Source organism: Bradyrhizobium sp. Arg237L (assembly GCF_029990105.1).
In the GTDB taxonomy this organism is placed as follows: domain Bacteria; phylum Pseudomonadota; class Alphaproteobacteria; order Rhizobiales; family Xanthobacteraceae; genus Bradyrhizobium.
The window spans coordinates 1-14,979 of record NZ_JAQMIL010000123.1 but is presented as its reverse complement, the minus strand read 5'-3'; the positions used below and the strand labels follow the sequence as shown (position 1 = coordinate 14,979).

Sequence of the window (14,979 nt, the reverse complement as noted above, 5' to 3'; positions counted from 1 at the left end):
TCGACCACGCCGCAGCGGTCGCCGTCGCCATCGAAGCCGAGACCGACATCGGCCTTGTGCTGCAAGACCGCGTCGCGGATCGCGTGCAGCATCTCCATGTCTTCGGGGTTCGGATTGTATTTCGGAAAGGTATGGTCGAGCTCGGTGTCGAGCGGGATCACCTCGCAGCCGATCTTCTCCAACACCTGCGGTGCAAACGCGCCGGCGGTGCCGTTGCCGCAGGCGGCCACCACCTTGAGCTTGCGCGTCAGCTTTGGCCGGTTGGTGAGGTCGGCGATGTAGCGCGCCGGGAAATTCTCGTGGAATTGATACGCGCCACCGGCCTTGTTCTCGAAGCTCGCGCCGAGCACGATCTCCTTCAACCGCGTCATCTCGTCGGGCCCGAAGGTCAGCGGGCGGTTGGCGCCCATCTTGACGCCAGTCCAGCCATTGTCGTTGTGGGAGGCGGTGACCATCGCGACGCAGGGCACGTCGAGGTCGAACTGCGCGAAATAGGCCATCGGCGTCACCGCCAGCCCGATGTCGTGCACCTTGCAGCCCGCAGCCATCAGGCCGGAGATCAACGCATATTTGATCGCGGCGGAATAGCCGCGGAAATCGTGGCCGGTCACGATCTCCTGCTTGACGCCGAGTTCCGCGATCAGCGCGCCGAGCCCCATGCCCAGCGCCTGCACGCCCATCAAATTGATTTCCTTGCCGAACAGCCAGCGCGCGTCATATTCGCGAAACCCGGTCGGCTTCACCATCGGCTCGGATTCGAAGGCATAGGTGTTCGGAACCAGAACAGGCTTGGGCTTTGGAAACATGTTGTAACGGCCTCGCGAGAGCGTGATGGTCAATGCTGCAGCCAATAGCCAAAGGCGGACCGCGGCGAAAGGTAGGATTCGGTGCTATTGGCTGACAATTGCGGCGGATTTGTTGGCCGGACAATGCCTCGTTCCGAAGGCACCTATTCCTGAAGGCGCGAAATTTCTATCTCGATCACGACTCTTAGCGGCGGCAGCGCACACTCGACGGTGTCCCATACAACTCTAGCCGCCACATCCTCATAATCGTGACGGTAAACGTTGCCGGCTCCTGCCATCTTCTTCCACGCGATCCCGAGATGTCGAGCTTTCAAATCTTCCGGCAAACGTCGTGAGGCTTCGGAGATGATCTCGAGACAGCGAGTGACCGCGTAGCTGTCCGTATGTCATCGACAAAAGTCTCGCGATCGAAGCCCTGAACAAAATTCGTGGCCAAATCGATGTGGTGCAACATATCGAGGAGTACGACGTCCGTCCGCTCAGAAGGCATAGATGGCGTCAGCAGTTGCCGTGGGCCGCACGTAAGATTTGAGGGCTTCGCGATTTACAACGTCGACCGGCTCATCAAACAGGCCCGCGATGTATTCCTTCAGCTCTACATAATCGAAAATGGTAATACGTGCGTCAGGATCGATCTCGATCATGATATCGATGTCGCTGCCTGCGCCGTTATCGCCCCGAGCCACCGAGCCGAATAGCGCAGCGTGCCTTACCCCGCGTTTGCGCAAGTCCCCCTCAGAGCGTCGCAAGGTATCGATGGCTTCGGAACTGTTCATTGCGATCATATAGCACGCAGCAATCGCCACCGGGAGGGGTCGTCGAGCCAGCCTTACTGCTCCAGCACCAGCCTGCCGTTGGCGTATTCGAAACGCTTCAGCTTGGACAGGAAGGACAGGCCAAGCAGGTTTTCGGAAAGCGCTTCGTCCGGCAGCACCATGGCGTCGACGTCGCGGACGATGAGGCCGCCGAGATCGATCATGGCAAGGCGGGTGCGCGCGGCCTTGATGGTGCCGTTGGCGGTGCTGACGGTCGCGGTGTAGTCGCCGCGCGACGGGCGCAAGCCGAAGCGTGCGGCAGATTTCTCATTGAGCGCAACAAGCGAGGCGCCGGTATCGACCATGAAATCGATGCGCTGGCCGTCGATGCGGCCGTCAGTCGCAAAATGTCCGCGGGAGTCGCGCGGAATGCTCAGCGTGCGGCCCCCGCCCTGCGCCACGGTCTGAATGGGGATACCCTTCGAAGCGGTCGTGGCGGACGCGGAGGCCGGCGTCATCTTGTCCGCCATCTGCGCCATGAAGCTGCCGAGGCCGATCAGGATGGCGGCGAAGATCATTATGTTACGCATGACGCCACGCACATTTCCGGGAACTGGCCGATTTCACCACGCCATCGGCCAAGTCGCGACCGACAGCGGCGATGGAGCCTGCCATTTTCGCGAAAAGGATGAGTGAAGCGTTAACGGCAAGCGGCAATCGCAGGGGTGCGGATTACGTCCCGCGCGGCTTGGCCCGGCGCGTCGGCACGGCGGTGGCCGGGTCTTCCGGCCAGGGGTGCTTCGGGTAGCGCCCGCGCAGATCGGCGCGGACCGCGGCGTAGCTGCCGCGCCAGAAGCCCGGCAGATCCCGTGTCACCTGCACCGGGCGCTGCGCCGGCGAGAGCAATTCCAGCACCAGCGGCACGGCGCCCTTGGCGATCGACGGATGGGTGTTGAGCCCGAACAACTCCTGCAGCCGGACCGCGATGGTCGGGCCCTGCTCGGCCTCGTAGTCGATCGCAAGCTGGCTGCCGGTCGGCGCCTCGAAATGGGTCGGCGCCTCCTGCTCCAGCCGGGCACGCAGATTCCAGGGCAACAGCACCATCAGCGCATCCGAGAGATCGCCGGCCAAGAGCTCCTTCAGCGAGGTCTTGTCGTAAAGCGCCGGCACCAGCCAGGCCTCGCGCTCCCGCACCAGCGCCTCATCGGACAAGTCCGGCCAGCTATCGCCTTCGGCCTTGCGCAGGAACATCACGCGGTCGCGCCATTGCTTCAGGTTTTTCGACCACGGCAGCTTGTCGAGACCTGCGGCGATCAAGCCGTCGGCGAGCACGCGTGCGGTCTCCGCGGAGGGTGACAGCGCCAGCGGCGCTTCCGAGAGCGTGATCGCGTGCAGCGTGCGCTTGCGCCGCGCGCGCAGCGCCATCGCACTGCGGTCGAACGAAATGTCTTCCGTGGTCCCGATCTCACTTGCGAAACGCAGCTCGATCTCTTCCGGCGTGATCGGCGCCGCCAACAGGATCCGGCCGCTCGCCGCCGTGCCGGTCAACTCTCCGACCGCGATATAGGATGAACGCGCAAGTGAAGACGTCTGCTCGACGCTGGCGCCGCGGCCGTTGGCGAGCACAAAGCTGCCATTGCCGCGGTTGCGCGCGACGCGATCGGGAAAGGCGAAGGCCAGCATCGTGCCGGTGGAGAGCTCGCCCGTGGCCTCGGACGTTTTCGGCGAAGTCACCTGCGAGGCCCAGCGCTGCGCGAGGCTGCGCGCGCTCGAGGCGCGCTGCGAGCGGTCGCGACGGAACTGATCGAGCCTGACATCGAGATCGACGCTGTCGCCGCCTAGCCCGCGTTCGGTGAGCACCGCTGCGATCTCTGCGGCTCCTGCCGCCGCGCCAAACCGCGCCGAATCCACGATCATGCGGGCGAGCCGCGGCGGCAGCGCCAGCGCACGCAGGCTGTTGCCTTCCGCCGTGATCCGGCCGTCGACATCGAGCGCGCCGAGTTCGCGCAGCAGCACGCTTGCTTCGTTCCAGGCAGGCGCGGGCGGCGGATCAAGTAAAGCAAGGCCGGAAGCGTCGCTTACGCCCCATTGTGCGAGGTCGAGCACCAGCGAGGACAAGTCGGCGGAGAGGATTTCCGGCTGGGTGTAGGGGGCGAGCGAGGCCGTCTGCGGCTCGTCCCAGAGCCGGTAACAGACGCCGGGCTCGGTACGGCCGGCACGGCCGCGACGCTGGTCGACCGCGGCGCGCGAAGCGCGCACAGTTTCCAGGCGCGTCAGGGCGATGTCGGGCTCATAGCGCGGCACGCGCGACATGCCGGAATCCACGACAATGCGGACACCCTCGATGGTCAGCGAGGTCTCGGCGATCGAGGTCGCCAGCACCACCTTGCGGTGACCTTTGGGCGCCGGCGCGATGGCGCGATCCTGAACGCTGGCGTCGAGCGCGCCGAACAGCGGCACGATTTCGATCGCGGCGTCATGGATGCGCTCTTCGAGAAAATTCTGCGTGCGGCGGATCTCGGCGGCGCCCGGCAGGAACGCCAGCACCGAGCCGGGGTCGGCGCGAAGGGCAGTCGCGATCGCGTCCGCCATCTGCCGCTCAAACGGAACGTCCACTTTGCGGCCGAGATAGCGTGTCTCGACCGGAAAGGCGCGGCCTTCACTCTCCACGACGGGAGCATCACCAAGCAGCTTTGCGACACGGGCGCCGTCGAGCGTTGCCGACATCACGAGCAGGCGAAGATCCTCACGCAAGCCCTGTTGCGCATCACGCGCCAGCGCAAGCCCCAAATCGGCATCAAGCGAACGCTCATGAAATTCATCGAACAGGACTGCGGCAATGCCAGCGAGTTCGGGATCGTTGAGGATCTGGCGCGAGAAGATGCCTTCGGTGACGACCTCGATGCGGGTTGCGCGCGATACTTTCGAGCCGAAGCGGACGCGATAGCCGACGGTCTCGCCGACCCGCTCGCCAAGCGTCTGCGCCATCCGCTCTGCACTGGCGCGGGCCGCGATTCGCCGCGGCTCCAGCACGATGATCTTCTTGCCCTCGGTCCAGGGCTCGTCGAGCAGCGCCAGCGGCACCCGCGTGGTCTTGCCGGCGCCGGGCGGCGCGACGAGCACGACCGTGTTCTTCGCCGCAAGGGTCGCCGCGAGCTCGGGGAGCGCTGCGTCGATGGGAAGTGGAGTGTCGAAATGACGGGGCAATATCTCGAATCCGTCATCACCCGCGAATGCGGGTGCTCCAGTAAATTCAGGCCGCGATGATCACGAAGATCGTGCGTACTGGATACCCCCTGCGGGGTATGACAACAACAGCGAGCTTAGACCGGCGGTTCGGCTGCGCGGCCAACGCTCTCATAGCTGAAGCCATGCGCGGCCATGTCCTCGGGGCGGTAGATATTCCGCAGGTCGACCACGACCGGCTGCCGCAACAGGCTCTTCAGCCGCTCCAGATCGAGCGTCCGGTACTGCACCCACTCGGTGACGACGACCATGGCATCGGCGCCGCTCACGCATTCATAGGGATCATCGCAATATTCGATATCCGGCAGCTCCTTGCGCGCCTGCTCGATGCCGACAGGATCATGCGCCCGCACTTTTGCGCCCATGTCCAAGAGGCCGGTGACGATCGGGATCGACGGCGCCTCCCGCATGTCGTCGGTCTCCGGCTTGAAGGTAAGGCCGAGCACGGCGACCGTCTTGCCGCGCAAATTGCCGGCGAGGCCCGCGACCTTGCGTGCCATCGCGCGCTTGCGGTTGTCGTTGACGCCGAGCACGGCCTCCACGATGCGCAGATTCACGTCGTGGTCCTGCGCGATCTTGATCAGCGCGCGGGTGTCCTTGGGGAAGCAGGAGCCGCCGAAGCCGGGGCCGGCATGCAGGAACTTGGAGCCGATGCGGTTGTCGAGCCCGATGCCGCGCGCGACTTCCTGGACGTCGGCGCCGACCTTTTCGGAGAGATCGGCGATCTCGTTGATGAAGGTGATCTTGGTCGCGAGGAATGCATTCGCGGCGTATTTGATCAGCTCCGCCGTCCGCCGCGCCGTGTACATCAGCGGCGCCTGGTTGAGCGACAGCGGCCGGTAGACATCGCCGAGCACTTTCCGCGCGCGCTCATCTGATGTGCCGACCACGATGCGGTCCGGGAATTTGAAGTCGCGGATCGCGGCGCCTTCGCGCAGGAATTCCGGATTGGAAGCGACCGCGACATCGGCAGCCGGGTTGGCTTCGCGGATCAGGCGCTCGACCTCGTCGCCAGTGCCGACCGGCACGGTCGATTTGGTCACCACCACCGTGAAGCCTTTGAGCGCACCGGCGATCTCGCGGGCGGCGGCATAGACGTAAGAGAGGTCCGCATGGCCGTCGCCGCGGCGCGACGGTGTGCCGACCGCGATGAAGACCGCGTCGGCTTCGGCGACCGGGTCCTTCAGATCCGTGGTGAAGTCGAGCCGCCTGGCCTTCACATTGGAAGCAACGAGGGCGTCCAGCCCCGGCTCGAAGATCGGGATTTCGCCGCGGCGAAGGGCGTTGATCTTCTCGACATCCTTGTCCACGCAGGTGACGTGGTGTCCGAAATCCGCAAAACACGCGCCGGACACCAGTCCCACATAACCCGTGCCAATCATGGCGATGCGCATGAAACCACCCGCTTGCTATCGTTAACGATTCCGCAACTCCGGTCAGCGTCTTAGAACATTTGCCGGCCAGGAGGAAACGGCAAAAAGCAGGCACGAGCGGCATGTCATTTGTATGAATAAAGGCGATAGCAACCGATCCGGCCGAAGATGCGCCAAATGCGCGCCGAAACAGGACAGTCATGACCGCAAACGGGACAACCTCCGCGAGCCTGCGTTCCGCCGCATCGCCGGACGGGCGCGTCGATTGGGTGGACTACGCCAAGGGCATCTGCATCGTCATGGTCGTGATGATGCATTCGGTCCTGGGGGTGGAGGCCGCCGCCGGCGAGACCGGCTTCATGCATGCGGTCGTGATGTTCGCGAAACCGTTCCGGATGCCGGATTTCTTCCTGATTTCGGGTCTGTTCCTCTCGCTGGTGATCGACCGTGACTGGCGCACCTATCTCGACCGCAAGGTCGTCCATTTCGCCTATTTCTATGTGTTGTGGGTGACGATCCAGTTCGCGTTCAAGGCGCCGGCCTTTGCCGCCGAGACGAGTTGGAGCCACACCGGCTATCTCTATCTCGAATCCTTCATCGAGCCGTTCGGCACGCTGTGGTTCATCTATCTGCTGCCGATCTTCTTCGTCGTCACAAAACTGACACGCAATCTGCCGCCGCTCGCGATTCTGGCGCTGGCCGCCGGACTCGAGATGGCGCATGTGGTGACTGGCTGGACCGTGATCGACGAATTCTGCGCGCGCTTCGTCTATTTCTATGCCGGCTATCTCTTTGCGCCCTACGTCTTCAAACTGTCGAACCGCGCACGTTCCGCGCCGATGTTGGCGCTGACCGGGCTCGCGCTATGGATGCTGGTCAATGGCACCCTGGTGATCGCGGGGGTGAGTGAATGGCCGCTTGTTTCACTTGCTCTGGGATTTGCGGGCGCGTTTGCCATCGTCGTCACCGGGACGCTGCTGGCGCGGATGAAGTGGCTCACCGCCTTGCGCTTCTGCGGCGAGCATTCCATCGTGATCTATCTCGCCTTCTTCCTGCCGATGGTGATCGCCCGCGTCGGCCTCTTGCGCAGCGGTGTGATCCACGACATCGGTCTGATCTCGCTGCTCGTCACCATCACCGGCCTCATCGGCTCGCTGGTGATCTGGCGCGTGGCGCTCGCACTCCGTGCCAACTTCCTGTTCGAGCGCCCCGCCACGTTCTGGATCGCACCGAAGAAAGCAGCAGTATTGCAGGCCGCGGAGTAGCACACCGCCGTCATTGCCCGGCTTGGCCGGCCAATCCAGTATGCGGCGACCTCTCCGCATGCCTCGACCGCTCTGGAATACTGGATCATCCGCCTTCGCGGATGATGACAGCGGGGATAGCCGTGTCAGCGGACCAAAATTCCGCACCTCAAGGCTGTCATTTGCTGCAAAAATCCCTAAATTTCGGCCATGCCGAAATCAGCCTCCAAGACCTCAGCCAAGACAGAACCCAAAGCCGCCCCCAAGCCTGTTGCCGCCAAGGCTCCGGCCAAGGGCCACCATGTGTTCCTGGTCGACGGTTCCTCCTACATCTTCCGCGCCTACCACGCGCTGCCGCCGCTGAACCGCAAGTCCGACGGGCTGCAGGTCAATGCCGTGCTCGGCTTCTGCAACATGCTGTGGAAGCTCTTGCGCGAGATGCCCGAGGACAACCGGCCGACCCACCTCGCCATCGTCTTCGACAAGTCCGAGATCACCTTCCGCAACAAAATCTATCCCGACTACAAGGCGCACCGGCCGCCGGCGCCCGACGACCTGATCCCACAATTCGCGCTGATCCGCGAGGCGGTGCGCGCCTTCGACCTGCCCTGCCTGGAACAGGTCGGCTTTGAGGCGGACGACCTCATCGCGACCTATGTCCGGATCGCCGCCGAGCGCGGCGCGAGCGCGACGATCGTGTCCTCCGACAAGGACCTGATGCAGCTCGTGACAGACGGCATCACCATGTACGACACCATGAAGGATCGCCGTATCGGCATTCCAGAGGTGATCGAGAAGTTCGGCGTGCCGCCGGAAAAGGTGGTCGAGGTGCAGGCCCTGGCCGGCGATTCCACCGATAACGTGCCGGGCGTCCCCGGCATTGGCGTCAAGACCGCGGCGCAGCTCATCATCGAATATGGCGATCTCGAATCCCTGCTCACCCGCGCCGGCGAGATCAAGCAGCCGAAGCGGCGCGAGGCGCTGGTCGAGAATGCCGAGAAGGCGCGTATTTCGAGGCAGCTCGTGCTGCTCGACGACAAGGTCGAGCTCGAAGTGCCGCTCGACGATCTTGCCGTGCATGAGCTCGATCCGCGCCGGCTGATCGCCTTCCTGAAGGCGATGGAGTTTTCGACGCTGACCCGCCGCGTCGCCGAATACGGGCAGATCGACCCGTCCGATATCGAGCCCGATCCCGGCAACAAGAGCGGCGCGAGCGTGTTTACACCATTGCCGCCCTCGGGCGTCGAGCCCGCGCCGGGTCCCGGCGGGTCCGTGCAGCCCGCGCCTGCCGCCAAGGAGCGCAATAAGCCCGCCGGCAAGGAGGACAAGGGCTCGAGCCTCAAGGGCACGCCGATTGTGCTCGCGGAAGCACGCGCCGAGGCGGCGCGCAAGACCAAGATCGACCGCAGCAAATACCTGACGATCGGGACCCTCGATCAGCTCAACGCGTTGATCGCGCGGATCCACGATACTGGCCATGTCGCGGTCCAGGCGAAGGCGAATTCGATCGATCCGATGCAGGCGGAAATCTCTGGCATCGCGCTGGCGCTCGGCCCGGATGACGCCGCATACATCCCGCTCGCCCACAAGCAGGCGGGCGGCGGCAGCGGGCTGTTCGACGCAGGCCTCGCACCGGACCAGATCAAGTTCGAGCAGGCGATCGAAGCCTTGCGGCCGATCTTGGAGTCGCAGGGCATCCTGAAGGTCGGCTTCGACGTCAAGTTCAACGCGGTGATGCTGGCGCAAGCCGGCATCACGCTGCGCAACTTTGACGATGCGCAGTTGATCTCCTACGTGCTCGATGCCGGGCGCGGGTCACATGCCCTGGAATCGCTCGCCGAGCGCTGGCTCGGGCATGCGGTGATCGCTGAGAACGGGCTAACCGGCAGCGGCAAGAACAAGCTGACCTTCGACCAGGTTGCGATCGACAAGGCGACCGAGCACTGCGCCGAGATCGCCGACGTGATCCTGCGCCTGTGGCGCGTATTGAAGCCGCGCTTGGTCGCGGAGCGGATGGCGGCCGTCTATGAGACGCTGGAGCGGCCGCTGGTTTCCGTGCTCGCGCGGATGGAGCGGCGCGGCATCTCGATCGACCGCCAGGTGCTGTCGCGGCTGTCAGGCGATTTCGCCCAGACCGCGGCGCGCGTCGAGGCCGAGATCCAGGAGATCGCCGGCGAGCCGATCAATGTCGGCAGCCCCAAGCAGATCGGCGACATCCTGTTCGGCAAGATGGGATTGCCTGGCGGCACCAAGACCAAGACCGGCGCCTGGTCGACGACGGCGCAGGTGCTGGACGACCTCGCCGAACAGGGCCACGAATTCCCGAAGAAGATCCTGGAGTGGCGGCAGGTCTCGAAGCTGAAATCGACCTATACCGACGCGCTGCCGACCTACGTCAATCCGCAGACCCACCGCGTCCACACCACCTATGCGCTGGCGGCGACCACGACGGGCCGGCTGTCGTCGAACGAACCGAACCTGCAGAACATTCCCGTGCGTACCGAGGACGGCAGGAAGATCCGCCGCGCCTTTGTCGCGACGCCCGGGCACAAGCTGGTATCGGCTGATTATTCGCAGATCGAGCTGCGCCTGCTCGCGGAAATCGCCGACATCCCCGTGCTGAAGCAGGCGTTCCGCGACGGCCTCGACATTCACGCCATGACCGCATCCGAAATGTTCGGCGTGCCGATCAAGGACATGCCGAGCGAAGTGCGCCGCCGCGCCAAGGCGATCAATTTCGGCATCATCTACGGCATCTCGGCCTTCGGCCTCGCCAACCAGCTCGGCATCGCGCGTGAAGAGGCTTCCGCTTACATCAGGAAATATTTCGAGCGCTTCCCGGGCATCCGCGCCTATATGGACGAGACCAAGGATTTCTGCCGCCGCAATGGCTATGTCACCACGCTGTTCGGCCGCAAATGCTACTACCCTGATATCAAGGCCAGCAACGCCTCGGTCCGCGCCTTCAACGAGCGCGCCGCGATCAACGCCCGCCTGCAGGGCTCGGCCGCCGACATCATCCGCCGCGCCATGACCCGCATCGAAGGCGCGCTCGCCGAGAAGAAGCTTTCAGCGCAGATGCTCTTGCAGGTGCATGACGAACTGATCTTCGAGGTCCCCGACGAGGAAGTCGCTGCGACCCTGCCCGTCGTGCAGCATGTGATGCAGGACGCGCCATTCCCGGCCGTGATCCTGTCGCTGCCGCTGCAGGTCGACGCCCGCGCCGCCAACAATTGGGACGAGGCGCATTGAGCTCTCTCCGTCGTCGCCCGTCCGGACGACGACAGCAAAAATGCTCTCGGAGCAATTGCGCAATGGAATCGCGACACGACGCACGTTAGAAACGTGCATCCTCCCGCGAGTTCCTGATGCCCCACACCTCCGCTTTGCTCGGTTTTGCGCTGCTCTCGTTCGGCATGGTGCTGACGCCGGGGCCGAACATGATCTACCTGATTTCGCGTTCGATCACACAGGGACCGGCGGCGGGGATTGTGTCCCTCGGCGGGGTAGCGCTCGGCTTCGTGTTCTACATGCTATCAGCGGCGTTCGGCATCACGGCGCTGTTGTTCGCGATTCCCTACGCCTATGACGCGCTGCGCTTTGCCGGCGCGGCCTATCTGTTGTGGCTGGCGTGGCAGGCGCTGAAGCCCGGCGGGCGCTCGCCGTTCCAGGTGAAGAAGCTGCAGGTCGACAGCCCCCGGAAACTGTTCGCGATGGGATTTGTCACCAACCTGCTGAATCCGAAGATCGCGATGCTCTATCTGGCGCTGCTGCCGCAGTTCATCGATCCCACGGGCAGCGTTCTGACGCAGTCGCTCGCGCTCGGCGCGATCCAGATCGCGATCAGCGTCAGCGTCAATGCGATGATCGCGCTCGCCGCCGGCTCGATCGCGCTGTTCCTCGGCACGCGGCCGGCCTGGCTGCTGCTGCAGCGTTGGCTGATGGGCACCGTGCTGGCGGGGCTTGCGATGAAGATGGCGTTCGAGGCGAGGAGAGCGTGAGCTATTAGAAGGCCGTCATGCCCCGCGCAGGCGGGGCATCCAGTACGCGGTGAACTCTCGGCTTAATCGCAGACGTCTCTGGAATACTGGATCACCCGCCTGCGCGGGCGATGACGGAGACCTTTCTAATCCAGCTTCGCTTCCATCCCGCGCTTCACGCCTGGACGAGCCATCAGCTTGTTGTACCAGCGCTCGACATTGGGGAAATCGCCGAGATTGACCTTGTGGCGCGGGTGGCGCCAGGCCCAGCCGAGGATGGCGAAATCGGCGACCGACAGATCGTCGGCGACGAAGTCGCGGCCTTCGAGCCGGCGGTTCAGCACACCGTAGAGGCGAAGCGTCTCGGTCATAAAGCGCTTCAGGCCATAGGCGCGGTCATGTTCGTTCTCGAGCGCGATGAAATGGTGCACCTGACCCGGCATCGGCCCAAAACCGCCCATCTGCCACATCAGCCATTCATAGACCGGGATGCGCTCGATCAAGGGCTTGGGCAGGAACTTTCCGGTCTTCTCGCCGAGATAGAGCAGGATCGCGCCCGATTCGAATACGCTGACCCGCTTGCCGCCGGGGCCGTCCGGGTCGACGATTGCGGGAATCTTGTTGTTCGGGCTGATTTCGAGGAAGGCCGGCGCCATCTGCTCGCCCTTGGTGATGTTCACCGGGAACACTTGGTAAGGCAGCCCCATCTCCTCCAGCGCAACCGAGATTTTGCGGCCATTCGGCGTGTTCCAGGTGTGCAGCTCGATGGTCATTTTCGCTTCCCCCACAATCGTTTGAGGCATCCCTAGCGCGGAACCGGACACCGTTACAACCAGCCTTTGCGAATATGGATCCGCGCCACATGCGACGCGGGGCGTTGTTGACGGGGAGCTTTCGGCGCTGGAATCTCGCCACGACCGCCGATAGATTGCGCGCCACCGTAAACGACCCGGAAAGCCGCTTTGTCCAAATCAGCCGCCCGCGCCCGCCTCGCCGAGATCATCCGTAAGCGCTCTTTCGGGCGCGGCGAGATCACGCTGGCCTCGGGCCGCAAGAGCGATTTCTATTTCAACCTCAAGCCGACGATGCTGGATCCCGAGGGCGCCGCATTGCTTGCCGAGCTCACTTATGAAGCGCTGAAAGACGACAATCTTGATTTCGTCGGTGGGTTGGAGATGGGCGCCGTGCCGCTCGCGGGCGCGATCGCGCAGCTCTCCTGGATCAAGGGCCATCCGATCGCGGCCTTCTTCGTGCGCAAGAAGCCGAAGGAACATGGTGCGAAGCTTGCGGTCGAGGGACTTGCCAAAGGCGAGACGCTGCAAGGCAAGCGCATCGTGATCGTCGAGGATGTCACCACCACCGGCGGCTCGGCGATGAAGGCGGTGGAAGCCGTGCGCGAGGCCGGCGGCGAGGTCGCGCTGGTCTTCACCATGGTCGACCGCGAGGAAGGCGCAACAGAAACGTTCGCGGAAGCCGGTCTGCCGTTCCGCTCGTTGTACAAAGCGGGCGAGTTCCTGAAGAGCTAGAGCATGATCCGGAGAAGTGGGAACCGGTTTTCCGAAAAGATCATGCTCAAAAGAAAGCTAGAGCGGGATGACGATTCGAAGAATAATCATCCCGCTCTAGTGTTGCCGCATCGGCACACCGCGCGAGATTGCACTCATCTCCATAGTTCTTCCGCAATCAACTGCTCGTTTACCATCCCACATTAGGGTGAATCGCGCGGAGACGACGTCTCGGCTCTGTTGGCTCTGTCGGGTGGAGTTGGCGTTGCGTAGAGGGTTTGCTGATAGTCGCGTGCGGCGCCACGTGACACTTGTTGCCGCAACCCTTCTGGGCTCGCTGACGCTCGCGCCGGCGCAAGTCTCAGCGGAAGGGCTGCTCGATTTCTTCTTCGGCGGCGGGCAGAAGCAGCAGTCGCGACAGGGCCAGCCACAACCCAATTTCTTTGATCCGTTCGGCCTCAACCAGCAGCAACAGCCGCAGGCTGCGCCCGCGCCGCGCGTTGCCGGTTCCGGCCCGGCCTTTTGCGTCAGAAGCTGCGACGGCAAATATTTCCCGCTGAGCTTACGCGGCAGCGCGACACCGGTTCAGCTCTGCCAGGCGTTCTGTCCGGCGACCGCCACCAAGGTTTATTACGGTGGCAGCATCGACTACGCGACCTCGTCGGCCGGCGAACGCTATGCCGACAGTGAGAACGCCTTCGCCTACCGCAAGTCATTGCGCGCTGACTGCACCTGCAACGGCCGCGATCCCGCCGGCCTCGCGCCGGTCGACCTCACGCTCGATACCTCACTTCGCGCCGGCGACGTGGTCGCCACCACCGATGGCCTGGTTGCCTATACCGGCGTCCGGGTCGGCAACAACCAGAGCGCCGACTTCACGCCGGTCGCGTCCTACCCCGGTCTCACCGCCGAACTCCGTGCCCGGCTCGGCGAGATGAAGGTCGCGCCGGTCGCGGCCGAAACGGTCGGCGAAGCGCCGCAGTCGGACACGAGCCATGACGGCGCACCGCCGGTCACCGTCGTGCCGAAATCAGCCGCGCCGAAGGCGAAGCGGGCGGAGATCAACTAGTCTACCGTCATTGCGAACTTCACCGCCCGACGATCACCCCGATGACATTCGGCGCGGCGCGATATTTCTCCTCGATCGCCGCGCGCGCCGCAGCGCGGTTTTCCGGCGTCAGCAGCCCGCGCTTTTCAGCGAGGATCATCCAGCAATAGCCCCACCAGTCCGTCAGCATGCCCTGGTCGTCGACGAGGTCATAGCCCTGCTCGGCGGCAAAGATGCGCGCATGTGCTTCGTCGAGCGAATCGAGCCAGGCGTGATCCGCAGGTGAGAACAAGTCGTCGCTGATGTCGTCGATGGTGTAACCCCAGATCGACATGCAGACCGCGTTGAACTCGCGGTCGATCTGGTCGTCATCGACCCATTGGCGGCGGGACGCCTGATGCAGGCGCGACAGCGAGCGCGCAAAGTCGGCGATGCGGGTGAGCGCGAACTGATCAAAGGCAATAGTGGACATGTAGTCCTCGCGAGAACGGACAGGCCATAGATGTTGTGTCGGCGACGCCGCCGAATCAGAATGATATCAAATACTTGCTAAAGTGTTCTTAATTTGTTCCGAGCTGCAGAGGCGGCGCCGACATGCTTGCCTCTAGGGTAGAGGCCAACGACAGGCGCATCCGACAATGGAACGGCAGGAGATGATCCGCAGAGTCATCGAGCTTGCGCGCTCCGCTGGCTCTATCACCTTCGACCAACTCGACGACTTTCTGTCATCATTCGCGGTCGAGTCAGAAGACATCGAAGCGCTGCTCGGCGCTTTGCGCGATGAAGGAATAAGCCTCGTCGAGGACGATCCATCGTAGCCCGGGTGGAGCGGAGCGTAACCCGGGAAATTCCAGACTGCGGCACCAATCCCGGGTTGCGCTTTCCAGGCTGGGCAAGAATTGGGATCAGGCGACCAAGTGGAGACTGAAGGGACTTGGCGCGGGATTTTGCTGCAGGCGGCGGCGAAAGTCGCCTATGAGGACCGTAGCGAGACCTGCGATGGCCGCGACGGCGCGCAAAAT

The 14,979-nt window shown here is 63.7% G+C and carries 13 protein-coding genes and 1 pseudogene; 6 read left to right on the top strand and 8 right to left on the bottom strand.

Translation table 11 applies throughout. The annotated features are described in order from the left end of the window. The 6 genes and pseudogenes from OZ411_RS41190 to OZ411_RS41165 all read right to left on the bottom strand — a co-directional run. Nucleotides 1-806: pseudogene (locus tag OZ411_RS41190) on the bottom strand (phosphomannomutase/phosphoglucomutase); the annotation flags it as partial. A gap of 143 nt (nt 807-949) precedes the next feature. Further along, the gene (locus OZ411_RS41185; protein WP_282532530.1) at nt 950-1,132 is read right to left on the bottom strand and encodes a HepT-like ribonuclease domain-containing protein; all 183 of its coding nucleotides are present in this window, start codon (nt 1,130-1,132) and stop codon (nt 950-952) included. Nucleotides 1,133-1,285: 153 nt separating this feature from the next. Next, nucleotides 1,286-1,582, bottom strand: a complete 297-nt coding sequence (locus OZ411_RS41180) for a nucleotidyltransferase (protein WP_028168044.1) — start codon at nt 1,580-1,582, stop codon at nt 1,286-1,288. Between the two features lie 53 nt (nt 1,583-1,635). Beyond that, nucleotides 1,636-2,151 (bottom strand): TIGR02281 family clan AA aspartic protease, encoded by a 516-nt coding sequence (locus OZ411_RS41175; RefSeq protein ID WP_282532529.1) that lies wholly within the window; start codon nt 2,149-2,151, stop codon nt 1,636-1,638. 142 nt (nt 2,152-2,293) lie between these two features. Continuing rightward, complete coding sequence (hrpB, locus tag OZ411_RS41170) at nt 2,294-4,768, bottom strand: ATP-dependent helicase HrpB (RefSeq protein ID WP_282532528.1); 2,475 nt, start codon at nt 4,766-4,768, stop codon at nt 2,294-2,296. A gap of 116 nt (nt 4,769-4,884) precedes the next feature. Then, on the bottom strand, nt 4,885-6,201 hold the full coding sequence (locus tag OZ411_RS41165; protein ID WP_282532527.1) for a UDP-glucose/GDP-mannose dehydrogenase family protein: 1,317 nt from the start codon (nt 6,199-6,201) through the stop codon (nt 4,885-4,887). 179 nt (nt 6,202-6,380) lie between these two features. On the opposite strand from OZ411_RS41165, the gene OZ411_RS41160 reads away from it, so the two are divergent. The 3 genes from OZ411_RS41160 to OZ411_RS41150 all read left to right on the top strand — a co-directional run bounded on the left by OZ411_RS41160 (nt 6,381) and on the right by OZ411_RS41150 (nt 11,425). Continuing rightward, complete coding sequence (locus OZ411_RS41160; protein ID WP_282532526.1) at nt 6,381-7,445, top strand: acyltransferase family protein; 1,065 nt, start codon at nt 6,381-6,383, stop codon at nt 7,443-7,445. 189 nt (nt 7,446-7,634) lie between these two features. Then, nucleotides 7,635-10,676 (top strand): DNA polymerase I, encoded by a 3,042-nt coding sequence (gene polA, locus OZ411_RS41155; protein WP_282532525.1) that lies wholly within the window; start codon nt 7,635-7,637, stop codon nt 10,674-10,676. A 116-nt stretch (nt 10,677-10,792) separates the two neighbouring features. Beyond that, a complete protein-coding gene (locus OZ411_RS41150) occupies nt 10,793-11,425 on the top strand; it encodes a LysE family translocator (RefSeq protein ID WP_282532524.1) in 633 nt (210 codons plus the stop codon). Between the two features lie 125 nt (nt 11,426-11,550). Here OZ411_RS41150 and OZ411_RS41145 read toward each other — a convergent pair whose 3' ends face one another. Continuing rightward, on the bottom strand, nt 11,551-12,177 hold the full coding sequence (locus OZ411_RS41145) for a glutathione S-transferase family protein (protein WP_282532523.1): 627 nt from the start codon (nt 12,175-12,177) through the stop codon (nt 11,551-11,553). A gap of 189 nt (nt 12,178-12,366) precedes the next feature. Here OZ411_RS41145 and pyrE point away from each other — a divergent pair, with 189 nt between their 5' ends. Both pyrE and OZ411_RS41135 read left to right on the top strand, forming a co-directional pair. Beyond that, the gene (pyrE, locus tag OZ411_RS41140) at nt 12,367-12,930 is read left to right on the top strand and encodes an orotate phosphoribosyltransferase (protein ID WP_028168036.1); all 564 of its coding nucleotides are present in this window, start codon (nt 12,367-12,369) and stop codon (nt 12,928-12,930) included. A 283-nt stretch (nt 12,931-13,213) separates the two neighbouring features. Further along, nucleotides 13,214-13,978 (top strand): DUF2865 domain-containing protein, encoded by a 765-nt coding sequence (locus tag OZ411_RS41135; RefSeq protein ID WP_282532522.1) that lies wholly within the window; start codon nt 13,214-13,216, stop codon nt 13,976-13,978. Between the two features lie 19 nt (nt 13,979-13,997). Here OZ411_RS41135 and OZ411_RS41130 read toward each other — a convergent pair whose 3' ends face one another. Further along, on the bottom strand, nt 13,998-14,429 hold the full coding sequence (locus OZ411_RS41130; protein ID WP_130582097.1) for a hypothetical protein: 432 nt from the start codon (nt 14,427-14,429) through the stop codon (nt 13,998-14,000). Between the two features lie 181 nt (nt 14,430-14,610). On the opposite strand from OZ411_RS41130, the gene OZ411_RS41125 reads away from it, so the two are divergent. Next, nucleotides 14,611-14,775 (top strand): RNA polymerase sigma factor region1.1 domain-containing protein, encoded by a 165-nt coding sequence (locus OZ411_RS41125; protein WP_282532521.1) that lies wholly within the window; start codon nt 14,611-14,613, stop codon nt 14,773-14,775. Nucleotides 14,776-14,979 lie beyond the last annotated feature (204 nt).